Source organism: Achromobacter sp. AONIH1, from assembly GCF_002902905.1.
Lineage (GTDB): Bacteria > Pseudomonadota > Gammaproteobacteria > Burkholderiales > Burkholderiaceae_B > Achromobacter.
In genome coordinates this window covers 1,334,113-1,357,145 of record NZ_CP026124.1, presented here as the reverse complement: position 1 = coordinate 1,357,145, position 23,033 = coordinate 1,334,113, and the positions used below count along the sequence as shown (strand labels likewise).

Here is a 23,033-nt window from a genome sequence, read left to right as displayed (position 1 = left end):
CCACATCCGATATTGTGCAATATCATGCACAACACCCCCACGCCCCCGTCTCCCTCCCTGCTTGCGCGCAGGGCGCCCGAAGCCGCGCTCGTCCTGATCACCGTGGTCTGGGGCGGCACCTTCCTGGCCGTGCAGCACGCGCTCACCGCGGGCACGCCCATGTTCTTCGTCGGCTGCCGCTTCGCCGCCGCGGCCCTGGCCGTGGGACTGGTGTCGCTGCGTTCGCTGCGCGGCATCACCTGGCGCGAAGTCCGGGCCGGCGGCGCGGTCGGCCTGGCCATCGTGGCCGGCTACGGCGGCCAGACCATCGGCCTGCAGCACATCACCAGCAGCGAATCGGCCTTCCTCACCGCCCTGTACGTGCCGGCGGTGCCGCTGCTGCAATGGCTGGTGCTGCGGCGCGCGCCGCGCGCCATGACCTGGGTCGGCGTGGCGCTGGCCTGCATGGGCCTGATGCTGCTGACCGGCAACAACCCCGCCTCGATCTCGTTCAGCTACGGCCAGCTCATCACCATCGCCGGCGCGGTGGCCATCGCCGCCGAGATCCTGCTCATCAGCCATTACGCGCGCAGCGTGGACCTGCGCCGCGTCACCGTGCTGCAACTGGCGGCCGCGTCGATCGCGGCCTTCGCGCTGATGCCGCTGGCCGGCGAGACCGAGATCCCGCCGTTCTCCTGGACGCTCACCGGCCTGGCCGTGGCGCTGGGCTGCGCCAGCGCGCTGATCCAGCTGACCATGAACTGGGCGCAGCGCACGGTCGATCCCGCGCGCGCCACGCTGATCTATGCCGGCGAGCCGGTATGGGCCGGCATCTTCGGCCGCATCGCCGGCGAGCGGCTGGCGCCGCTGGCGCTGGTCGGCGGCGCGCTGGTAGTGCTGGGCGTGATCGTCAGCGAATGGAAGCCGCGTCTGCGGCGCGCGCGGGCATCCGCGACGGCCGGACAGGCTTGAGCCACCACACCGGCAACCGCCGGATTCGCCACGCATGGCGGCGAGCCGGCAAAAGAAAACCCCGCGCGCCGATTCAAGACGGCGAACGGGGCCTGGTGTGCTGTCCCGCAAACGCCAGCGGCACGCGACCGCTGGCGAAGGGCCTACTGCCCGGCGTAGCGCGGCGAACGCGGACCATACAGGATGCCGCCTTGCGTGCCGGCGCTGAGCAGGGCGTTGCTGGTCATGCCGGCCACGCCATAGCTGCGGTCCGACAACGAGTTGACCACCTGATCCACCACCGCCTGCACCAGCATGCCGATCAGGCCGCCGCTGTTGCTGCTGCTGCCTTGCCTCAGGGTCTGGTGGCCGTCCCACAGCTTGGCGCCGCTGCGCAGGTCCAGCAGCGTCGCGTCGATGGACACGGTGACGTCGCTCGACACCACCTTGTAGCTCGCGCCGTATTCCTTGACGGTCATGTACAAGGCGGCGTCGGCCCCGAAGATCTCGCGCAGGCGCGCGGCGGGCACGGCGTGGATGTCATCCGGCGTGGTCAGGCCGTTCTGGCGGAAGGTCTCTTCCATGACGGCAACCGGCACCACGTAGTAGCCGGACTCGGCCAGCGGCAGCGTGGCTTGCGACAGCACGGCGGCGGACGCGGCCACGTCGACGGACGTGTTCAGCGGCGGCAGCACCAGGATGGAAGCCGGCTTGCTTTCACGGAACGCGGTGTAGTCCACGTTGCGCTGCGGGCCGGCGCAACCGGCGAGCAGGGCGACGATGGCCAGCATGGCCAGGCGCAGTGATTTCATCATGATCAGTTCCCCTTCTTCTTCGGCGCGGCCGGCTCGGTCTGGGCGGCGGGTTCGGACTTGGCGCCCGGCTCGTTCCTGGCGACGGATTCGGCGGCAGGCGTTGCGGCCTGCGCTTGCGGCGCGGCGGCGGACTTGCCCGCGTTGCGCATCAGGAAGTCCATGAACGGCGTGGATTCGGGAAAGGCCTGCTTTTCGCCCTGCAGCTGCTCGACGCCCTTTTCGCCGTCGCCCATCTTCAGGTACAGCATGCCCAGGTGCGCGCGAAAGCCGGGAGGCAGTTCGCGGTTGGTGGCGCGCGCCTTCTCGACGCTCTTTTCCAGCGTCTGCGCTTGCACGGCGTAATCGTTGCCGTCTTCCTTCAGGTAGGCGTACACGGTGGGTTGATAGCCTTCCCAGGTGTACAGGCTCTTGGGCTGCTGCGCGCAAGCGCCCAGCAGGCCGGCCAATGCCGTGATCGCCAGCGCGCGACCCGTACGGGCGAACGCCGTCCGGCGCGGCTGCGCCATCGTCTTCATCATGATGGATTCCCCTTTTAGTTGGCGGTGGGCGCCCAGGCGCCTTGCGTGATGCCGTCGACCAGGCGATCCACCGCTTCGCGGATGGCCAGGTCCAGCACCTTGCCGTTGAGCGTGGAGTCGTAGCCGGCCGAGCCGCCGAAGCCGATCACTTCACGGTTGGACAAGCTGTACTCGCCCGCGCCCGATGCGGAATAGACGACTTCGGAGCTGGTCACGTCGACGACGTTGAGATCGACCTTGGCGTAGGCCACCTGCTCCTTGCCGCGCCCCAGGATGCCGAACAGCTGCTGGTCGCCGGTCACCTTGCGGCCGAAGGCCGTGACGTCGCCGGTGACGACGTAACGCGCGCCCTTGATCTTGTTGGCCTGCTTGTTGAAAGCGGCTTCCTGGGCGATCTCGGACAGGTTCTGGCGATCCATGACCTGGAAGCGGCCGGTGCGCTGCAGATGGCTGGTCAGGATGGTCTTGGCCTGGCCGCCGAGGCGATCCACGCCGTCGGAGAACACGCCGCGCAGGAAGTCCGTGCGGTTGTCGAACTTGCCCACGGAAATCGGGCTGCGCGGGCCCTGGTAAGGCGTGCTTGCCGCCACCGTCGCGGGCACGGCGACGGACTTCGACCGCTCCGTTGCGCAACCCGCCATCAACACCGACACCAGGGCCAGCGTTCCTGCTTTCACTACCGTACCGAACATCAAGCTTCTCCTGAGAATTTCCCTAGGCCTCTAACCGGGCCGCTTGCGTGACATTTATCGAAGCCGCAATATATACAACTTTTAACAACTTAAATAATTTGAAGTGACGGACCCTTTGGCGTCATTTTTCAGGAATCAAGCCCTTGCCGGTTCGCGCCACGCGGAAACGCGCAACCGCTGGCGGCCACTCTAGCGACCGCCAGGGAATGCGGAAATGGGAATAGTCCGAAATCGCGACCGGCCGGGTCGCGGCCACGGCAAGCCGCAGACGCGCCGTCGGCCCAACTTCCCGCGCCGGCCGACGGTGGGCTCGTCTAGCGCAGCGTCAGCGTCGCGCCGATGACGCGCAAGGTCGGCATCAACTGACGCCATGCATCCTTGGACAGCGCCTCGGGCCGACGCAGCCGCGCCGACGCCGGATCGTCCAGCAGATCGCCCTTGCAGGCGAACACGATGCTGTTGGTCATGTCGTCGTCCACCACCTCGAACATCGCCGCGCCGAAGGACTCGCGCACGCGGGCCAGGTACTCATGGTAGAGCGGATGATTGACGTGGAAGTTGATCACCAGCAGGCCGTCGTCGCGCAAGGCGCGCAGGCAATCGGCATAGAACGCCTCCGAGCACAGCGCGTCGGGCATGCCCTGGTCGCCGAAGCCGTCGAGCAGGATCACGTCGGCGTGGTCCGACGCGCCGCCCAGGAATTCGGCCGCGTCGCAGGCGATGACGCGGAAACGTTCGTCGTCCGGCGGCACCATGAAATCGCCGCGCAGCGCAATGACCGCCGGATTGATCTCCAGCGCCTCGACCTGCGAACGCGGCAGGTGCCGATGGCAGAACTTCGCCAGCGAGCCGCCGCCCAGGCCCACCATCACGATGCGGTCGGGCTCCGGGTTGAACAGCAAGAAGCCCATCATCATGCGCGTGTACTCCAGCTCCAGCGCGTCCGGGTTCAGCAGCGACATGCTGCTCTGGATGACCTGCTCGGAAAAATGCAGCGAGCGCCGGTCGCCCACGTCGCGCACGAAGGGTCGCGACTCGCTGTCGGGAATGGAGGACGGCGGGGCGGAAGCGGCGGGATGGTCGGACATGAAGCGGCGCGGCGTTGCGGAAAGACGGGCGAACGATAGCACCGCGCGCGCCCGGGCGGTTGGCGGGGCGGCGAAGGCACGGCCGCGCCATCCGTACAACCCCCTATTACCTCCGTGCCACCATCTAATTATCGTATTCGAGAATTATCAAATAATAGAATTCTCTTCGACGCAGCGATGAACCCAGACCTCATTTCGGACTATGCAGTGATCGGCGCCGGCATCGCCGGCGCTTCCGTGGCCTATCGCCTGAGCGCGCATGCCAGCGTGATCGTGCTGGAGCGCGAGGCGCAGCCCGGCTACCACTCGACCGGCCGCTCGGCGGCCATGTTCATGGAAACCTATGGCACGCCGCAGATCCAGGCGCTGACCCGCGCCAGCCGCGCGTTCTACGAGAATCCGCCCGAGGGCTTCACCGAACATCCGCTGCTGCACCCGCGCGGCGTGCTGTACGTGGCCACCGCCGAACAGCGCGACCTGCTGCAACAGACCTATGACGAATTCCGCCGGCATTCCGACAACGTCCGCCTGATCGAACCGCAGGCCGCCGCCGCGCGCGTGCCCTGCCTGCGCGCCGAGCAGCTGTGCGGCGCGCTGGAGGAGCCGGACGCGCGCGACATCGACGTGCACGGCCTGCACCAGGGCTTCCTGCGCGGCATGCGGGCGCGCGGCGCCACCCTGCGCGCCAATGCCGAGCTGCGCGCGGCCAGCCATGCCGACGGCGTCTGGACGCTGACGCTGGCCGACGGCGCCACGCTGCGCGCGCGCGCCATCATCAACGCGGCCGGCGCCTGGGCCGATCACGTGGCCGCGCTGTGCGCCGCCGCGCCGGTCGGCCTGCAGCCCTGCCGCCGCACCGCCTTCACCTTCAACGGTCCGCCCGACGTGGATTTCTCCGCCTGGCCGGCGGTGGTGGGCGTCGACGAAAGCTATTACTTCAAGCCCGACGCCGGTCAGCTGCTGGGCTCGCCGGCCAACGCGGATCCGGTCGAGGCGCACGACGTGGCGCCGGAGGAACTGGACGTGGCCACCGGCATCTACCGCATCGAGGAAGCTACCTCGCTGACGATACGGCGCCCCAAGCACACCTGGGCCGGCCTGCGCTCCTTCGTGCGCGACGGCGACTTCGTGGTTGGCTGGGACGAGGCCGCGCCGGCCTTCTTCTGGCTGGCGGCGCAGGGCGGCTACGGCATCCAGACCGCCGCCGCGGCCTCGGAACTGGCGGCCGCGCTGGTCGAGCGCCAGCCAGTGCCCGACGCGCTGCGCGCGCATGGCGTCGACGCCCGGGCCATGCGCCCGGGCCGCCTGCGCTGATCCTCTTTCATTCCACCCGTTTTCCGGAAGTCCCCATGACCGCCATCACCCGTTATCCCAGCACCCTGCCGCTGCCGTTCTCGCGCGCCACCCGCGCCGGCGGCTTCCTGTTCCTGTCTGGCCAGATCCCGATGGATGCCGACGGCAAGGTCGTGCGCGGCGACATCCGCGAACAGACCCACGCGGCCATCGCCCGCATCAAGGACACGCTGGCGCTGGCCAATGCCAGCCTGGCCGACGTGGTGCGCGTGACCGTCTGGCTGGCCGACCTGGCGCAATTCGCCGATTTCAACGAAGCCTACCGAGAGCATTTCCCGGCCGACTTCCCGACGCGCTCCACGGTGGAGGCACGGCTGGCGCTGGAAGTGGACGTGGAGATCGAAGTGCAGGCCTGGGTCGGCGACCGGACCTGATTTCCCCGCAAGCAATCCCACGCGCGCCGGCCTCGCGCACCCTGCAAACGCTCGACATGGAGTGGCAGCATGAAGATCTTTTCCGGTTCCCTGGCAACCGAAACCAATACCTTTTCCCCCATCCCCACCGGCCTGGGCGCCTACCGCGCGCGCGGCTATTACCCGGCCGGCCAGCATCCGGACCGCATGCAGATGTATGCCGGTCCGCTGTGGGCGGCGCGGCAGCGCGCCAAGGGCAAGGACTGGACGCTGGTCGAAGGCCTGACCGCCGCCGCCATGCCGGCCGGCATCACCACTCGCCACGCCTATGAAACGCTGCGCGACGAGCTGCTGCAGGACCTGCGCAACGCCGGCCCCGTGGACGTGGCGCTGTTCGGCCTGCACGGCGCGATGGTGGCCGACGGCTACGACGATTGCGAGGGCGACCTGCTGCGCCGCGCGCGCGAGATCGTCGGCCCGGACACGGTGATCGGCGCGGAACTGGATCCGCACTGCCATCTGACCGCGACCATGATGGAATCCGCCGACCTCATCGTCTGCTACAAGGAATACCCCCATACCGACATCCTGGACCGCGCCTATGAGCTGGTCGACCTGTGCGTGGCCAAGGCCGAGGGTCGCATCCGGCCGACGCGCGGCGTGTTCGATTGCCAGCTCATCTCGGTCATGCACACCAGCCGCGAACCGATGCGCGGCTTCGTCGACAAGCTGATGGCGATGGAAGGCAAGAACGGCGTGCTGTCGATCTCGATCGCCCATGGCTTCCCCTGGGGCGACACCGCCGACATGGGCGCCAAGGTGCTGGTCTATACCGATGGCGATCCGGGGCGGGCCGAGGCGCTGGCGCGCGAGCTGGGCCAGGAGATCATCGGTTTTCGCGAACAGCTGTCGCCGGCCTATCCGCCCACCGACGAGGCGCTGGACCAGGCCCTGGCGCACGGCGCCTTCCCGGTGGTGCTGGCCGATTCGGCGGACAACGCCGGCGGCGGCGCGCCCAGCGACGCCACGTTCATCCTGGAACGCGTGCTGGCGCGCGGCATCGAAGACGTGGCGATGGGTCCGTTCTGGGATCCGGTCTCCGTGCAGCTCTGTTTCGAGGCGGGCGAGGGCGCCGAGGTGCAGCTGCGCGTGGGCGGCAAGGTCGCGCCCGTGTCGGGCCAGCCGCTGGACCTGCGCTGCACGGTGCTGGCGCTCAAGCGCGAGGCCGTCATGACGGGGCTGTCCAACACGCCGGCGCTGCTGGGCGACGTGGCCATCCTGCGCACGGGCGGCGTGGTGCTGGCGCTGACCTCGCTGCGCACCCAGGCCATGGGCACGGACATGTTCACGCAGTTCGGCATCGACCTGGCCGCGATGAAGCTCATCGTGGTCAAGTCCTCGCAGCACTTCTACGCCTCGTACTCGCAGGTGGCCAAGCACGTCATCTACGTCGCGACGCCCGGCGCCATCACGCAGGACTACAACAGTCTGCCCTACCGCAAGGTGCGGCGGCCGAAATGGCCGCTGACGGCCTGACATGACATGACGGCGCGGTCCGCAGAGACCGCGCCGCAAGCAAGACCACGACACACAATACTAGGGGATGACCATGATCAAACGTTTCAGCCTGCTGGCCACGGCGGCGCTGCTGGCGCTGGGCGCCGTCACCGGCGCGCACGCCCAGGACAAGACCCTGCGGCTGGTGCCGCACGCCGACCTGAAGACGCTGGACCCGCTCTTCAACACCGCCTACATCACGCGCAACCACGGCTACATGGTGTTCGACATGCTGTTCGCGCAGGACAGCAAGGGCCAGGTCAAGCCGCAGATGGTGGACAGCTGGCAGGCCTCGGAAGACGGCAAGCGCTGGAGCTTCACGCTGCGCCCGGGCCTGAAGTTCAGCGACGGCGCGCCGGTCACGGCCGAGGACTGTGTGGCCTCGATCCAGCGCTGGGGCAAGAAGGACACGCTGGGCCAGGCCATGTTCGCGGCCGGCGCCGAGCTGGCCGCCACCGGTCCGGAGACCTTCACGCTGACGCTCAAGGAACCCTTTGGCCTGGTGCTGGAGGCCTTGTCCAAACCGTCCGGCCTGCCGCCCTTCATCATGCCCAAGCGCATCGCCGCCACGGACCCGAGTACGCAGATCACGGAAATGGTGGGCTCCGGCCCGTTCCTGTTCAAACGCGATGAATGGGTGCCCGGAAACAAGGTCGTGTACGTGAAGAACCCGGCCTACGTGCCGCGCGCCGAGCCGGCGGACGGCCTGGCTGGCGGCAAGATCGTCAAGGTGGACCGCGTCGAATGGGTCTACATTCCCGACGGCAACACCGCCACCGCCGCGCTGATGAACGGCGAGGTGGACATGATCGAGCAGGTCACGCCCGACTTCCTGCCGGTGCTGGAAAGCAATCCCGACATCAAGCTGGACACCTCGGTGGCCTCGCAGGGCATGGTGGTGCTGAACGCGCTGCATCCGCCCTTCAACGACGCCCGCGCGCGCCAGGCGCTGTACTACCTGGTGAACCAGAAGCAGATGCTGGCCGCCATGGGCTACCCCGACAAGTACCGCGTCGACTACTGCGCCACGCTGTACATCTGCGGTTCGCCCCTGGCCACCGACGCCGGCGCCGCGCCCTACGCCAAACCGGACCCGGCGCGCGCCAGGCAGCTGCTGCAGGAAGCCGGCTACAAGGGCGAGAAGGTGGTGCTGCTGTACCCCACCGACCACCTGAGCGCGCCCGCCGTGATGGTGCTGTCGCAGAACCTGAAGAAGGCCGGCGTCAACGTCGACCTGCAATCCATGGACTGGGCCTCGCTGGCCGCGCGCCGGCTGAAGAAGGATCCGCCCGCGCAGGGCGGCTGGAACCTGTTCCTGACCTGGGGCGGCTACTACGACGCCAGCACGCCGGTCACCAACCCCTGGCTGTCGGCCGCCTGCGGCAACAGCCTGCCGGGCTGGCCCTGCAACAAGGAGCTGGACGAACTGCGCACCGCCTGGATCCGCGAGACCGACGCGGGCAAGCGCAAGGAGCTGGCGGCCCGCATCCAGGAACGCGCCTACCAGACCGTGCCCTACGTGATGTGGGGCGAGTTCAAGCCCGTGTACGCCACGCGCGGCCTGAAGGGCACCGAGCTGATCAAGGCCGGCGTCCCGGTCACGTGGAACATCGAGAAGCCGTAAGGCGGGCGCCGGGCGCCACGGCGCCCGGCCCAGGTTCCGGGGGGAACGCAGCATGAAATACATCCTGCGCCGCATCGCGGCGGTTATTCCGGTCATGGCGGTGGTGGCGGTCGTGGTCTTTATGCTCATCCACCTGTCGGACGGCGATCCGGCGGCGGTCATCGCGGGCGACAACGCCACCGCCGAGGACGTAGAGAAGATCCGCCAGAACCTGGGCCTGGACAAGCCGCTGCTGCAGCAGTTCGGCATCTGGGTCGGCAATATCGCCACCGGCGATCTGGGCACCTCGATCGCCACGCAGATGCCGGTGTCACAGCTGATCGGGCAGCGCCTGGGGCCGACCTTCTCGATCGCCGCCTTCACCATGCTGTTCGCGGTGCTGCTGGCGATCCCGCTGGGCGTGCTGGCGGCCTGGCATGCCGGCCGCTGGCTGGACCGGCTGGTGATGGTGGGCTCGGTCTGCGCCTTCTCGGTGCCGGTGTTCCTGATCGGCTACAGCCTGGTGTATGGCTTTTCGATAAAGTTGGGCTGGCTGCCGGTGCAGGGCTACAAGCCGCCCGAGCAGGGCCTGGTCCAGTACCTGCGCCACCTGGTGCTGCCCTGTCTGTCGCTGGGCCTGGTCTACATGGCGCTGCTCACGCGCATGACCCGCGCCACCATGCTCGAGGCGCTGTCCGAGGACTACATCCGCACCGCCCGCGCCAAGGGCCTGGCGGCCGGCCCGGTGGTATGGCACGCGCTCAAGAACGCGGCCAATCCCATCGTCACCACCATCGGCGTGGGCGTGGCGCTGCTGATCGGCGGCGTGGTCGTGACCGAGACCGTTTTCGCCATTCCCGGCCTGGGCCGCCTGACCGTGGACGCCGTGCTGCGCCACGACTATCCGGTGATCCAGGGCGTGCTGCTGGTGGCCTCTGGCATCTATGTGTTCATCAATCTGCTGGTCGACCTGAGCTACCGGCTCTTCGATCCGCGCATCCGCTACTGAACGGGGCCGCCATGACCACGACCTCAATTCCGCTGCCGGCGCGCAAGCCCGCCGGCCGCCGCGCGCTGCGTTCGCTGCGGCGCCATCCGACGCTGTACCTGGGCTGCGCCATCCTGATCCTGCTGGCGCTGGCGGCGCTGGCCGCGCCCTGGCTGGCCACCATCGATCCGCAGGACATCGACCCGCTGGCGCGCATGAAACCGCCCTCGGCCGAGCACCTGTTCGGCACCGACGCGCTGGGCCGCGATGTGTACTCGCGCACCATCTGGGGCGCGCGGGTCTCGCTGCTGGTCGGCGCGGCGGTGGCGCTGGCGTCCACCGTGATCGGCGTGGCGCTGGGCATGCTGGCCGGCTACTTCCGCCGCGTCGACGCGCTGATCATGCGCGTCATGGACGGGCTGATGGCCATCCCCGGCGTGCTGCTGGCGATCGCGCTGATGGCCACGCTCAAGGGCGGCCTGGGCACCGTCGTCATCGCCATCGTGATCCCGGAAATCCCGCGCGTGGTGCGGCTGGTGCGCGCGCTGGTGCTGACCATCCGCGAGCAGCCCTACATCGAGGCGGCGGTGGCGTCCGGCACGCGCGTGCCGGCCATCCTGCTGCGCCACATCCTGCCCAACCTGTTCGCGCCGCTGATGGTGCAGGCCACCTTCATCGCGGCCTCGGCCATCCTGACCGAGGCGGTGCTGAGCTTCCTGGGCGTGGGCATTCCGCCGCACACGCCCAGCTGGGGCAACATCATGGCCGAGGGCCGCAACTTCGTGGCGGTGGCGTTCCACATCATCCTCTACCCCGGCCTGTTCCTGGGCGTGACCGTGCTGGCCGTCAACCTGGTGGGCGACGGGCTGCGCGACATGCTGGATCCGCGCCTGGCCAAGAAACTCTAGGAGCGCCCATGCGAACCGAACCCGTGTTGCGCGTGCGCGACCTGACCACCTGTTTCGATGGCGACGAGACCACCACGGTGGCCGTCAACGGCCTGTCGTTCGATCTGCTGCCCGGCGAGACGCTGGGCCTGGTCGGCGAATCCGGCTGCGGCAAGAGCGTCACCTCGCTGTCCATCATGCGGCTGCTGCGCGCGCCCGGCCGCGTCGCCGGCGGCGCCATCGAATTCGCGGGCCAGGATCTGCTGGCGCTGCCCGAGAAGGCCATGCGCGCCATCCGCGGCAACCAGCTGTCGATGATCTTCCAGGAGCCGATGACCTCGCTCAACCCCGTACTCACCATCGGCCGCCAGATCGCCGAATCGCTGACGCTGCACCAGGGCCTGTCGCGGCGCGAGGCGCTGGCGCAGGCCGAGCGGCTGCTGGACCTGGTGCAGATCTCCGATCCGGCCCGCCGCGTGCATGAATACCCGTACCAGCTGTCCGGCGGCATGCGCCAGCGCGCCATGATCGCGATGGCGCTGGCCTGCCAGCCCAAGGTGCTGATCGCCGACGAGCCCACCACGGCGCTGGACGTGACCATCCAGGCCCAGATCCTGCACCTGCTGCGCGACATCCAGGCGCGGCTGGGCACGGCCATCGTGCTGATCACGCACGACCTGGGCGTGGTGGCGCAGATGTGCCAGCGCGTCATCGTGATGTACGCCGGCCGCAAGGTCGAGGAAGGCAGCGTGGACGACGTGCTGGACCGTCCGCAGCATCCCTACACGCAGGCCCTGATCCGCTCGCTGCCGGCCTTCGCCGACGGCCAGGGGCACGACGTCCGGCTGGCCGAGCTGCCCGGCATCGTGCCGGTGATCACGCCCGAGTCGCGCGGCTGCGCCTTCGCCGCGCGCTGCCCGCAGGCGATGCCGCGCTGTACCGAGGAAATTCCGCCGGCCGTCGACGCCGCCGAGCGTCACCGCAGCTGGTGCTGGGCAAGGGCGGAAGCCCACCCCCGAAGCGCTGCGCGCTTCCCCCTCAAGGGGGCGCCGCCGCGGACCGGCGAAGCCGGCTCCGCGCGGCCCCGCGAAGTCGCACCGGTGCCAGCATCGGGCATGGCGCGTAGCGTCAAGGAACACTGACATGGACACTCCGATTTCCGCCGCCTCGCCCATGCTGGACGTCAGCGGCCTGAAAAAACACTACCCGGTCGACGGCGGACGCGTCCTGCGCGCGGTCGATGGCGTCTCGCTGTCGGTGCCGCGCGGCCAGACCTTGAGCCTGGTCGGTGAATCCGGCTGCGGCAAGTCCACCACCGGCAAGTGCCTGATCCGGCTGACTGATCCGACCGAGGGCCGCATCCTGCTCGAAGGCCAGGACCTGGCCGCGATGAACGGCGAGCAGCTGCGCGCCATGCGCCGGCGCATGCAGTTCATCTTCCAGGATCCGTTCTCGTCGATGAACCCGCGCATGCGCGTGCGCGACATCATCGGCGAACCGCTGCGCAATTTCGGCCACGGCCGCGCCGCCATCCGCGAACGCGTGGCCGAGCTGCTGGCCCGCGTCAGCCTGCGGCCCGACGCCGCCGAGCGCTATCCGCACGAGTTCTCCGGCGGCCAGCGCCAGCGCATCGTGATCGCGCGCGCGCTGGCGCTGGAACCGGCGCTGATCGTCTGCGACGAGCCGGTGTCGGCGCTGGACGTGTCGGTGCAGGCGCAGGTCATCAACCTGCTGATGGACCTGCAGCGCGACCTGGGCCTGACCTATGTCTTCATCTCGCACGACCTGAGCGTGGTGCGGCACATCAGCCATCACGTCGCCGTCATGTACCTGGGCAGGATCGTCGAGACCGGTCCGCGCGACGCCGTCTTCAGCCGGCCGGCGCATCCGTACACGCGCGCGCTGATGGCCTCGGTGCCGTCGGCGCGCCAGGGCGAACGCCGGCCCGCGCAGGTGCTCAAGGGCGAGATCCCCAGCCCGCTGTCGCCGCCGTCCGGCTGCGCCTTCCGCACCCGCTGCCCGCAGGCCGCGCCGCGCTGCGCCGAGGAAGCGCCGGCGCAGCGCGAGATCGCGCCGGGCCAGCAGGTGGCCTGTCATTTCGTCTGAACCCGCATCCGCATCACCTATCGCCAATTCCGCCGGAGCCCGCCATGCCAGATACCCACCCCTATGACTACATCCTCGCCGGCGGCACCGTCATCGACGGCAGCAACACGCCCGGCGTCAAGGCCGACGTGGGCGTGCGCGGCGACCGCGTGGCCGCCGTGGGCGACCTGAGCGGCGCGGCCGCGCGCGAACGCATCGACGTGTCCGGCCTGGTGGTCGCGCCCGGCTTCATCGACTCGCACACGCACGACGACAACTACCTGCTGCGCCGGCGCGACATGACGCCCAAGATCTCGCAGGGCGTCACCACCGTGGTCACCGGCAACTGCGGCATCAGCCTGGCGCCGCTCGCGCATCCCGCGCCGCCGGCGCCGCTGGACCTGCTGGACGAGGGCGGCTCGTACAAGTTCACCCGCTTCGCCGACTACCTGGACGCGCTGCGCGCCACGCCCGCCGCCGTCAATGCAGCCTGCATGGTCGGCCACTCGACGCTGCGCGCCGCCGTCATGCCGGACCTGCATCGCCCGGCCACGCCGGCCGAGATCGACGCCATGCGCGCGCTGGCCGAGGAAGCGATGGCCAGCGGCGCCATCGGCGTCTCCACCGGCACCTTCTACCCGCCCGCCGCCCATGCCACCACCGAGGAGATCATCGAGGTCTGCCGGCCGCTGGCCACGCACGGCGGCATCTACGCCACCCATATGCGCGACGAGGGCGAGCACATCGTGCCGGCGCTGGAAGAGACCTTCCGCATCGGCCGCGAGCTGGACGTGCCCGTGGTGATCTCGCACCACAAGCTGGCCGGCCAGCCCAACTTCGGCCGCTCCACGGAAACGCTGGCGCTGATCGAGCGCGCCATGGCCGCGCAGGACGTGTCGCTGGACGCCTATCCCTACGTGGCCGGCTCAACCATGCTCAAGAAAGACCGCGTGCTGCTGGCTGGCCGCGTGATCATCACCTGGTGCAAGCCCTGCCCCGAACTGACCGGGCGCGAGCTGGACGAGGTGGCGGCCGAGCGCGGCAAGTCCAAGTACGACGTGGTCGACGAACTGCAGCCCGCCGGCGCCATCTATTTCATGATGGACGAGGGCGACGTGCAGCGCATCCTGTCCTTCCCGCCCACCATGATTGGCTCCGACGGCCTGCCGCATGACGAGCGGCCGCATCCGCGCCTGTGGGGCACCTTCCCGCGCGTGCTCGGCCATTATTCCCGCGACCTGGGCCTGTTCCCGCTGGAGACCGCCGTCTGGAAAATGACCGGCCTGACCGCCGCCAAGTTCGGCCTGGCCGGACGCGGCCAGGTCCAGCCCGGCTGCTACGCCGATCTGACGGTGTTCGATCCGGCCCGCATCGCCGACGCCGCCTCGTTCGAGCGCCCCACCGAACGCGCCGCCGGCATCCATTCGGTGTACGTCAACGGCGCGCCGGTCTGGCGCGAGCATGCCTTCACCGGCCGGCATCCGGGCCGCGTGCTGGGCCGGGGCCCCGAGGCGTAGACGAAGGCCGCCGCCCTCTCTACGGGCGGCGGGCCCCGGAGACCGGACCCCGCGACGCTACAATCCGCTTACACGCGGCAGGGCCTGCGGGCCCGGCCGCCCCAAGAACCTGATACGCCCAACCGCCCATGGCAGCTGCCAAACCCGCTCCCCCCGCCATCGTAGGCAAGGAAGAAATGGGCGCCCGCCTGCGCGCCGAGCGCAAGGCCCAGAAGATGACCCTGCAGGCGCTGTCGCGCGCCTCGGGCATCGCGGTGTCCACGCTGTCCAAGGCCGAACTCGGCCAGATCGCGCTCAGCTACGAGAAGTTCGCCGCCCTGGCGCGCGCGCTGCGCATCGACATGACGCGCCTGTTCATGCCCGGCGACGCCTCGCCCACGCAGGTCGCGCCCACCTATGTGAAGAACAGCCTGATCGAGGCGCGCGACTACATCACGCCCAACTACCACCACCGCCTGCTCATGGGCGAGTATCCGGGCAAGAAGATGATCCCGATCTGGGCCACCATCACTTCCCGCGAAGTGGTGGAATTCGACGACTACATCCGCCACCCTGGCCAGGAATTCGTGCTGGTGCTGGCCGGCAAGGTCCGCATCCAGTTCGAGAACGGCGACAGCGTGGTGCTGGGCAAGCTCGAATCGGCCTACTTCGACAGCGGCATCGGCCACGTGTACCTGACCTTGAGCAAGCAGCCCGCCGAGGTGCTGGCGGTGTGCAGCGACGTGGAAGAGATACCGACGCGCAAGCGGCCGCTGTAGGCCGCCGCGCCTTCGTCCTGTCTCATGCCTTGAACGTCACCCACGGCCGCAGCCGCGCGACGGATCGGATCAGTCCCGCCTGCTCCTGCGCTTCCAGCACGGGGCCGATCGGCTTGTAGGCCTGCGGCGCCTCCTCGATCCTGCGCTCTTCGCGCAGGGTCACGCACTGCCAGGTGCCCGACGCGGATTCCTGCTTCATGCGGCGCACGGCCTGCCGCCGCACGCTGCGGCCCGCGCCGTGGCTGCACGACCAGAGCCAGTCGGCATTGCCCAGGCCGCTGGCCACGAAGCTGAAGTCGCCCATGGAGCCGGGAATCAGCGCCAGGTCGCCCGCGCGCGCCGGCGTCGCACCCTTGCGATGGATGTTCAGCCCCTGCTCGCGCAGCACCACGTTGTGCGGCACGTCGACCACCAGGCGGGCGCGCAGGCCGCCGACAGCGGCCTCCATTTCCTGCCTGACCATCTCGCCCAGCACCATGCGGTTGGCCCAGGCATATCGGGCCGCCGTGCCCATGGCGGTCAGGTACTCGTCCGCCAGTTCGCCGGCCAACCCATAGAGCTTGCTGTCCGGATGCTTCAGGCCCTTGGGCCAGGCGGCGCGCGCGCGGTCCATCCAACGGCTGCCGACGTGAAAGCCCACGTCGCGCGAGCCGGTGTGGATCATCACGACCACCTCGCCTTTGACCAGCCCCGCCGCGTAGGCGGCGTGCCGATCCAGGATCTCGTCGACGACCTGCAACTCGACGAAGTGATTGCCGCCGCCGGGCGTGCCCAGGCCGGGATCGCGAATCGTCTCGCGGCTGCCCACCATGCCTTCCGGCGCGTAGCGGGCCGCGCCGCCGAAATCGGCCAGGCTCACGCACTGCGCGAGTTCGGCCTGCAGCTGATCGCGGTCCGCGCGCGCCCACAGGCCCTCGGACGACAGCCGCTCGATGAAGGCCTGCGGACCGTCATCGAACAGGGCGCGGAACGCGCGGCCGGGGACCGGCACGTTGCGGCCGTTCTCCAGCAGCACGCGAGTCAGCCCGCGCAGCAGTTCCGGCTTGCGCGCCTCGACGGCGGCCTGCTTCAGGCCGGTGGTCAGCAGGCGCATACCGCAATTGATGTCCGTGCCGATGGCGGCGGGGATGACGAATTCGGCGTCCGTGGCCACGATGGTGCCCACCGGCGCCACGCTGCCCGGATGGAAGTCCGGCGTGGCGCAGGCCTTGCAGACGCCATGGTGCGCGTCGGGCGAGCGCACCGAGGCGAAGGCCAATAGCTGGTCCACGGCCTTTTCTTCCAGCGGAAGGGCCTCGGGAAGCAGGACGGATGCCTGCGCGTGTTGATTGCTGAGGTGGTACGCGCCATGCCGGCGTTCCACCAGGATGCCCTGACGTTTCAGGGCGGATTGAAGTCGGGAAATGTTCTTCACTTTCGCTGCTACCTTGCAGGCACACACATGCCTCCGTGTTCCGGAAGGCTCTGGTACCCCCAGCAGCAGCGCCAGGAGGAAGCCGCAATTCTAAGACCCGATGGCGGCATTGCTCAAGAAGCGGATGCGCGGCTGTTGTATTTCCCGCAGCGGCTGCGGCGGTAACGTTCGCGCGGCAACGCTCGCGGGGCAACGGCCACATGCGCCGGGTTGGTTGCTAATGAGCAGATTGCTAATGAGCACTCGGTCTTTGACGCGCGCGGCCTCGCTGCCTAGCCTCGAGGGGTTGCGCACACCACGTCAAAATCCTTCCCGACCTGAGAACATGAGCTATCGCTACCTGGGCCGCAGCGGCCTGAAAGTATCCCGCCTGGCATTGGGCACCATGATGTTCGGCGGCCCCACGGACGAACCCACTTCCCACGAGATCATCGCGCGGGCCAAGGCCCGGGGCGTCAACTTCATCGACACCGCCGACGTCTACCAGAAGGGCCGCACCGAGGAAGTCGTGGGCCGCGCCATCCGGCACGACCGCGACGACTGGGTGCTGGCCACCAAGTTCGCCAACCCGCTGGGCGAGGGCCCCAACGACCGGGGCACCTCCCGCAAGTGGATCATCCAGGCCGTGGAAGGCAGTCTGCGCCGGCTGGGCACCGATTACCTCGACATCCTGTACTTCCACCGCGCCGACTTCAACGCCCCGCTGGGCGAGGCCGTGCGCGCCATCGGCGACCTGGTCCGCGCCGGCAAGCTGCGCTATTTCGGCGTGTCGAATTTCCGTGGGTGGCGCATCGCCGAAGCGGCGCACCTGGCCGACGCCGAGGGCATCGACCGGCCCGTGGCCAGCCAGCCGCTGTACAACCTCGTCAACCGCAGCGCCGAGGCCGAGCAGCTTCCGGCCGCGGCGGCCTATGGCGTGGGCGTGGTGTCCTACAGCCCGCTGGCGCGCGGCGTGCTCACGGCCAAGTACGACCCCGACCAGCCGCCGGCCGAAGGCACGCGCGCGGCGCGCCAGGACAGGCGGCTGCTGGAAACGGAGTGGCGACCGGAATCGCTGCGCATCGCCCGCCGCATCCGCGACTACCTCGACACCAAGGGCATCGATCCCGTGCAGTTCGCGCTGGGCTGGGTGCTCAACAACCGGCTGGTGACCAGCGCCATCGCCGGCCCGCGCACCATCGAGCAATGGGAGTCCTACGCCAACGCGCTCGACTACGTCTTCACCGCCGAGGACGAGGCGCTGGTGGACAGCCTGGTGGCCGCCGGCCATCCGTCCACGCCCGGCTTCACCGATCCCGGACACCCGGTGGAAGGCCGCGTGCCTTACGCCGCACCGGCCACACGCGCCGCAACGGAGGAATGACAGCATGACCGCGACATCGACGACAGACCGCCCCTCGGCCAGCGCGCGGGACAGGACGGCGGGCCGCCCCGCCTGGCGCCGCGACGATATCCTCGCCAGCCTGCCGGGCCAGGCCGAGGCCCTGCTCGCCGGCGCCGTGGCGCGCGAACGCGAGCGGCGCCTGCCCTTCGACGCCTTCGACGCCGTGCGCGCGTCGGGCCTGGGCGCGCTGCTGGTGCCGGCCGAGCATGGCGGGCCGGACGGCACGCTGGAGGACGTGGCCGAGGCCATCATCACGCTGGCCGCCGCCGACTCCAACGTGCCACACGCGCTGCGCCTGCACTACAACGTGTCCGCGCTGTGGCGCGTGCTGCCGGCGGACGAACACGTGCGGCAGCAGTTCGGCCGCATCCTGGCCGGCAAGCTGTTCGGCGGCGCCTCGACGGAACAGGGCACGCCCAAACCCGGCCTCATCACCACGCGGCTGACGCGCCAGGACGGCCACTACCGCCTGAACGGCCGCAAGTACTACTCGACCGGCACCCTGTACGCCGACTACGCCTACATCGCCGCCATCGACGAGCAGGACCAGCCCGTCACCGTGATCCTGCCGCTGGACCGCCCGGGCCTGGAGATCGTGGACGACTGGGACGGCTTCGGCCAGCGCCTGACGGCCAGCGGCAGCCTGCTGCTGCACGATGCCCGCGTCGAGGAATCCGAACTGCAGCGCGTGTCCCTGCGCGAGCTGGGACTGCCCAGCCATCACATTTCCGCCTGGCGCCAGCTGGTGCTGGTGGCGACGGCCGCCGGCATCGTGCGGGCGCTGGTACGGGAAACCCGGGACTACGTGCGCAGCAAGGGCCGCGCGGCCCTGCACAGCAGCGCGGACGCGGCCCGCGACGATCCCTTCATCCAGCAGGCCATCGGCGATATCGCGGCGCACAGCCATGCCATCGACGCGCTGGTGCGCGACACGGCCCGCGAGCTGGAACGCGGCGCGCAAGCCATCCGGCGGCGCGCGCCCGACGCCCAGGCCATCGTGCTGCAGGGCGGGCTGGCCACGGCCAAGACGCAGCTCATCGTCAGCAAGCTCGCGCTGCACGCCGGCCAGCAGCTGTTCGAGGCGGGCGGCGCGTCGGCCACCTCGTCCGCCTTGCAACTGGACCGGCACTGGCGCAACCTGCGCACGATCTTCAGCCACAACCCGTTGAGCCACAAGGCGCGCGTGCTGGGCGACTATCACCTGAACGGCACGACCACCGAGTTCGAGCAGGGACGGGTGTTCTGAACGGACGTGCGGCGGCGCAGGCAATGCGCCGCCGGCGTGGCTGACAAAGCAAAATGGCGCCTCGCGGCGCCATTTTTCATTGCCGGGCCGCCTCAAGATGAAAAGCGCCCCCCTCGGGGGGACAGCAAGCGCACGTAGTGCGCGCGGCGTGGGGGGTATTTTTCATGCCGCGCGCGCGCTGCGCGGCGGCGGTTCCTGCACGCCCCGCCGCAAGCCCGGCCTGGGCGCGGCGGCGATCAGCGCCTGGGTGTAGGGATGGCGCGGCGCGCGCCAAATCTCGTCCGGCAGCCCTTCCTCCACGATCCTGCCCTGGTGCATGACGATGACGCGGTCCGACAGGTAGCGCACCACCGACAGGTCGTGCGAGATGAACAGGTACGACAGGCCGAAGTCCTGCTTCAGGTCCACCAGCAGGTTCAGGATCTGGGCCTGAATGGACACGTCCAGCGCCGACACCGGCTCGTCCAGCACCACCAGGTCCGGGCGCAGGATCAGCGCGCGGGCGATGCCGATGCGCTGGCGCTGTCCGCCGGAGAACTCGTGCGAGTAGCGGCCGGCGGCCGAGGCCGGCAGCCCGACCCGGTCCAGCATGGCGGCGATGCGCGCGCGCCGGGCGTGGCGGTCGCGTTCGCCATGCAGCGCCAGCGCCGCATCCAGCGTGTCGTACACGCTGCGGCGGGGATTGAGCGAGGCATACGAATCCTGGAACACCATCTGGATGCGCTTGCGCCACGGTCGAACCTGGCGCGGCCGCAGGGACGCCAGGTCCGCGCCGTCCAGCACGATGCGGCCGGATGCCGGGTCGGTCAGCCTGAGCAGCGTGCGCGACAGCGTGGACTTGCCGCAGCCGGACTCGCCCACCAGCCCCAGGGTCTCGCCGCGCGCGATATCGAACGATACGTCGTCCACCGCATGCAGCAGGTCCCCCTCGCGCCGGCGGTACGTCGTGCGCAGGGACTGCACCGACAGCAGCGTGGGGCCGCGCGGCGCGGGCGTGTGGACCCGGACGGAATCCTGCGCCTGCAGTCCCGCCGCGCCGCCATGCGCGCGCCGGACCTCGGGCAGGCGCGCGCTGCTGTAGTGCAGCGCCTTGCCCCCGTGCAGCGAAGCGCCCAGCAGGCCCTGCGTATACGCATGGCGCGGCCGCGCCAGCAATTCCACGGCGGACGCCTCTTCGACTTTCTCGCCGTCCAGCATGACCAGCACCCGGTCGGCCCATTGCGACACCACGCCCAGGTCGTGCGTGATGAGCAGGAGGCCCATGGACAGTTCGCGCCGCAGCTCGTCCAGCAACTCCAGGATGCGCGCCTGCACGGTGACATCCAGCGCCGTGGTCGGCTCGTCGGCGATCAGCAGCCGGGGCTGGCAAGCGACGGCCATGGCGATCATGACGCGCTGGCGCTGGCCGCCGGACAGGTTGTGCGGATAGTCCTCGATGCGGCGCTGCGGCTCCGGGATCTTCACCAGCGCCAGCATCTCCACCGCCCTCCGGTGCGCGGCCTCGCGCGACAGGCCCTGGTGCAGGCGCAACGACTCGACGATCTGCGCGCCCACGGTATGCACCGGATTGAGCGAGGTCATCGGCTCCTGGAAGATCATCGAGATCTCGCCGCCCCGGATCGCGCGCAGCTGCGGCAACGGCAGGCGGACCAGGTCCTGCCCGCGAAAGCGGACTTCCCCGGCGATGCTGGCCTCGGGCGCCAGCAGGCGCAGCAGGGCCAGCGCGGTGGTCGATTTGCCGCAACCCGATTCGCCCACCAGCGCCAGCGTCTCGCCCTGGCCCAGCGTGAAATCCAGCTGCTTGACGGCGTGATGGCCGCCGTCGCGGCCACGGAACCGGACGTCCAGGCCGCGCACGTCCAGCAGCGCGGGCGGAAGATGGGGTACAGGGGTCATGCGCGGCCTCTCAAGCGCGGATTGAACGCGTCGTTGATGCCGTCGCCCACCAGATTGAGCGACAGCACGGTCAGGATGATGGCGACGCCGGGCGCGGCGGCCAGATACCAGGCGGTGCGCAGATGCTCGCGTCCTTCGCCGATCATGCTGCCCCAGCTGACCACATTGGGATCGCCCATGCCCAGGAAGGACAGCGCCGACTCCATCAGGATCGCGGTGGCCACCAGCACCGAACTCGTCACCACCACCGGCGGCAGGGCATTGGGCAGGATCTCGCGGAAGATGATCCAGGCGTCGCCGAAGCCCTGGCTGCGCGCGGCCTGCACGAACTCCGCCTCGCGCAGCGCGCGGAACTCGGCGCGCACCAGCCGCGCGATCACGGGCCAGGACGCCGCGCCGATGGCCAGCACGATCATGCGCGCGGACGGCTGGCCGATGGCCACGATGACGATGACCAGCAAAAAGGTCGGGATGGTCTGCACCAGCTCGGTAAGGCGCACCAGCACATCGTCCAGCCAGCCGCCGAAATAGCCGGCCGCCGCGCCGACCAGCACGCCGATGCCCAGGCTGATGCCAGCGGCGGCCGCGCCCACGGCCAGCGACACGCGGGCGCCATGCGCCAGGCCGGCGGCCACGTCACGGCCGAGCGAGTCGCTGCCCAGGAAGAAAGCGGCATCCTGGCAGGGACCGAGCAGCGGCTGCGCGACCATGTCCAGCGGATCGCCGGGGAACAGCACGCCGGCGAACACCGCCGACAAGGCCACGGCCATAAGCAGCAGCACGCCAGCCAGGGCGGAGGGATTGCGCAGGAAAGCGCGCCAGGCCGATGCGCGCGCCGCCAGGCCGGCCGCATCGGCCGCCTGGGCCGGGGCGGGCTTGCGCGTCGGAATCAACAGGGCTTTCAAGGTCATGGCCAGCCGGCCCTCCTGTGCGGGGTCATTGGGTCAGCGCAGCCGGATGCGCGGGTCGAGCCAGGCCTGCAGCAGGTCCACCAGCATGTTGGCCACGATCACCAGCAGCGAGGACAGGAACAGGATGCCCAGCAGCACGGCGTAGTCGCGCGCCAGCACCGATTCCAGCGCCAGCCTTCCCAGGCCGGGCCAGCTGAACACGGTCTCGATCACGGTCGCGCCGCCCAGCAGCGCGCCGAAGTGCATGCCCGCCACCGTCGTGACCGGGATCAGCGCGTTGCGCAGCACATGCCGGAACGTGACCGCGCCCGGCCCCAGGCCCTTGGACTCGGCGGTCCGCACATAGTCCTGGCGGCTGACCTCCAGCATGGACGCGCGCGTCAGGCGCGCGAAGATCGCGATGAAAAAGCCGGACGTGGCCAGGGCCGGCAGGACCAGATGGCGCGCGCCGTCGACGAACGCGGCCCAGCCCGTCAGGCCCGCGCCTATCGTGTAGCTGCCGCCGGTGGGCAGCCAGCCCAGCTTGACCGAGAACAGCACGATGGCCATCAGTCCCAGCCAGAACGAGGGCGTGGAATACAGCAGCAAGGCGACGACGGATAGCAGCCGGTCCTGCCACTTGCCGGCGCGCGCCGACATCAGCACGCCCAGCAGCACGCCGGCGCAGACGGCGATGCCCAGCGCCGTGCCCATCAGCAGCAGCGTGTTGCCCAGCCGGTCCAGGATCAGCTGCGCCACCGGCGTGTTGTGGCGCGGCGACATGCCCAGGTCGAACTGCGCGATGCCGGTCAGGTAGCGCCACAGCCGTTCCAGCATCGGCAGGTCCAGCCCGAAGTGGCGCCGCAGCTGCGCCATGCCTTCCTCGGTGGCGCTGCCGGATTCGGCGGCGATCACGTCCGCCGCGTCGCCGGGCACCAGCTCCAGCAGGACGAAGTTCAGCGCCACGATGCCGATCACCGTGGGCACGGCCTGCCAGGCGTTGCGCCGCAGGACGCCGGCGATGCGGGCCAGGCCATGGCGGCGAAAGACGCTCATGTC

At 69.6% G+C, this 23,033-nt stretch carries 21 protein-coding genes; 13 read left to right on the top strand and 8 right to left on the bottom strand.

Annotated features, from left to right (window positions below; translation table 11 throughout):
* Positions 1-24: 24 nt before the first annotated feature.
* Positions 25-951, top strand: coding sequence for a DMT family transporter (locus tag C2U31_RS06280; RefSeq protein WP_103272055.1), 927 nt, complete (start codon positions 25-27; stop codon positions 949-951).
* A 143-nt stretch (positions 952-1,094) separates the two neighbouring features.
* Here the strand turns inward: C2U31_RS06280 and C2U31_RS06275 are convergent, their stop codons facing one another.
* The 4 genes from C2U31_RS06275 to C2U31_RS06260 all read right to left on the bottom strand — a co-directional run bounded on the left by C2U31_RS06275 (position 1,095) and on the right by C2U31_RS06260 (position 4,043).
* On the bottom strand, positions 1,095-1,745 hold the full coding sequence (locus C2U31_RS06275) for a DUF799 domain-containing protein (RefSeq protein ID WP_103272054.1): 651 nt from the start codon (positions 1,743-1,745) through the stop codon (positions 1,095-1,097).
* 2 nt (positions 1,746-1,747) lie between these two features.
* Positions 1,748-2,263, bottom strand: coding sequence for a DUF4810 domain-containing protein (locus C2U31_RS06270; protein WP_233772668.1), 516 nt, complete (start codon positions 2,261-2,263; stop codon positions 1,748-1,750).
* Positions 2,264-2,277: 14 nt separating this feature from the next.
* Positions 2,278-2,955: a CsgG/HfaB family protein gene (locus C2U31_RS06265; RefSeq protein ID WP_103272053.1), complete on the bottom strand. Its 678-nt coding sequence runs from the start codon at positions 2,953-2,955 to the stop codon at positions 2,278-2,280.
* Positions 2,956-3,269: 314 nt separating this feature from the next.
* Entirely contained in the window at positions 3,270-4,043 is a 774-nt protein-coding gene (locus C2U31_RS06260; protein WP_103272052.1) for a spermidine synthase, read from the bottom strand.
* 177 nt (positions 4,044-4,220) lie between these two features.
* Between C2U31_RS06260 and C2U31_RS06255 the strand changes: the two genes are divergently transcribed.
* From C2U31_RS06255 to C2U31_RS06210, 10 genes are all read left to right on the top strand, one after another.
* Positions 4,221-5,357, top strand: coding sequence for an FAD-binding oxidoreductase (locus C2U31_RS06255; RefSeq protein WP_103272051.1), 1,137 nt, complete (start codon positions 4,221-4,223; stop codon positions 5,355-5,357).
* A gap of 35 nt (positions 5,358-5,392) precedes the next feature.
* Positions 5,393-5,770 carry a RidA family protein gene (locus C2U31_RS06250; protein WP_103272050.1) on the top strand — a complete coding sequence of 126 codons (378 nt, stop codon included), beginning with the start codon at positions 5,393-5,395 and terminating at the stop codon, positions 5,768-5,770.
* Between the two features lie 69 nt (positions 5,771-5,839).
* On the top strand, positions 5,840-7,285 hold the full coding sequence (locus C2U31_RS06245; RefSeq protein ID WP_103272049.1) for a M81 family metallopeptidase: 1,446 nt from the start codon (positions 5,840-5,842) through the stop codon (positions 7,283-7,285).
* Between the two features lie 73 nt (positions 7,286-7,358).
* Positions 7,359-8,930 (top strand): ABC transporter substrate-binding protein, encoded by a 1,572-nt coding sequence (locus tag C2U31_RS06240; RefSeq protein WP_103276278.1) that lies wholly within the window; start codon positions 7,359-7,361, stop codon positions 8,928-8,930.
* Positions 8,931-8,982: 52 nt separating this feature from the next.
* A complete protein-coding gene (locus C2U31_RS06235) occupies positions 8,983-9,918 on the top strand; it encodes an ABC transporter permease (RefSeq protein WP_103272048.1) in 936 nt (311 codons plus the stop codon).
* A gap of 11 nt (positions 9,919-9,929) precedes the next feature.
* On the top strand, positions 9,930-10,805 hold the full coding sequence (locus tag C2U31_RS06230) for an ABC transporter permease (protein WP_103272047.1): 876 nt from the start codon (positions 9,930-9,932) through the stop codon (positions 10,803-10,805).
* 8 nt (positions 10,806-10,813) lie between these two features.
* Positions 10,814-11,926, top strand: coding sequence for an ABC transporter ATP-binding protein (locus tag C2U31_RS06225; RefSeq protein ID WP_103272046.1), 1,113 nt, complete (start codon positions 10,814-10,816; stop codon positions 11,924-11,926).
* A 1-nt stretch (position 11,927) separates the two neighbouring features.
* Entirely contained in the window at positions 11,928-12,890 is a 963-nt protein-coding gene (locus C2U31_RS06220; RefSeq protein ID WP_103272045.1) for an ABC transporter ATP-binding protein, read from the top strand.
* A 44-nt stretch (positions 12,891-12,934) separates the two neighbouring features.
* Complete coding sequence (locus C2U31_RS06215) at positions 12,935-14,386, top strand: amidohydrolase family protein (RefSeq protein ID WP_103272044.1); 1,452 nt, start codon at positions 12,935-12,937, stop codon at positions 14,384-14,386.
* A 128-nt stretch (positions 14,387-14,514) separates the two neighbouring features.
* Positions 14,515-15,144: a helix-turn-helix domain-containing protein gene (locus C2U31_RS06210; RefSeq protein WP_233772666.1), complete on the top strand. Its 630-nt coding sequence runs from the start codon at positions 14,515-14,517 to the stop codon at positions 15,142-15,144.
* A 22-nt stretch (positions 15,145-15,166) separates the two neighbouring features.
* On the opposite strand, the gene C2U31_RS06205 is transcribed toward C2U31_RS06210, so the two are convergent.
* On the bottom strand, positions 15,167-16,558 hold the full coding sequence (locus C2U31_RS06205) for an RtcB family protein (protein WP_103272042.1): 1,392 nt from the start codon (positions 16,556-16,558) through the stop codon (positions 15,167-15,169).
* Between the two features lie 325 nt (positions 16,559-16,883).
* On the opposite strand from C2U31_RS06205, the gene C2U31_RS06200 reads away from it, so the two are divergent.
* Together C2U31_RS06200 and C2U31_RS06195 are read left to right on the top strand one after the other, a co-directional pair.
* Positions 16,884-17,921 carry an aldo/keto reductase gene (locus C2U31_RS06200; RefSeq protein ID WP_103272041.1) on the top strand — a complete coding sequence of 346 codons (1,038 nt, stop codon included), beginning with the start codon at positions 16,884-16,886 and terminating at the stop codon, positions 17,919-17,921.
* A 4-nt stretch (positions 17,922-17,925) separates the two neighbouring features.
* On the top strand, positions 17,926-19,188 hold the full coding sequence (locus tag C2U31_RS06195) for an acyl-CoA dehydrogenase family protein (protein ID WP_103272040.1): 1,263 nt from the start codon (positions 17,926-17,928) through the stop codon (positions 19,186-19,188).
* A 162-nt stretch (positions 19,189-19,350) separates the two neighbouring features.
* Here C2U31_RS06195 and C2U31_RS06190 read toward each other — a convergent pair whose 3' ends face one another.
* Genes C2U31_RS06190 through C2U31_RS06180 form a run of 3 tightly spaced genes read right to left on the bottom strand, consistent with a single transcriptional unit; the run spans position 19,351 to position 23,030 of the window.
* Positions 19,351-21,084 carry an ABC transporter ATP-binding protein gene (locus C2U31_RS06190; RefSeq protein ID WP_103272039.1) on the bottom strand — a complete coding sequence of 578 codons (1,734 nt, stop codon included), beginning with the start codon at positions 21,082-21,084 and terminating at the stop codon, positions 19,351-19,353.
* The gene (locus C2U31_RS06185) at positions 21,081-21,995 is read right to left on the bottom strand and encodes an ABC transporter permease (protein ID WP_103272038.1); all 915 of its coding nucleotides are present in this window, start codon (positions 21,993-21,995) and stop codon (positions 21,081-21,083) included. The genes C2U31_RS06190 and C2U31_RS06185 overlap by 4 nt, the downstream gene beginning before the upstream one ends.
* A gap of 33 nt (positions 21,996-22,028) precedes the next feature.
* Complete coding sequence (locus tag C2U31_RS06180; protein ID WP_103272037.1) at positions 22,029-23,030, bottom strand: ABC transporter permease; 1,002 nt, start codon at positions 23,028-23,030, stop codon at positions 22,029-22,031.
* Between the last annotated feature and the right edge of the window lie 3 nt (positions 23,031-23,033).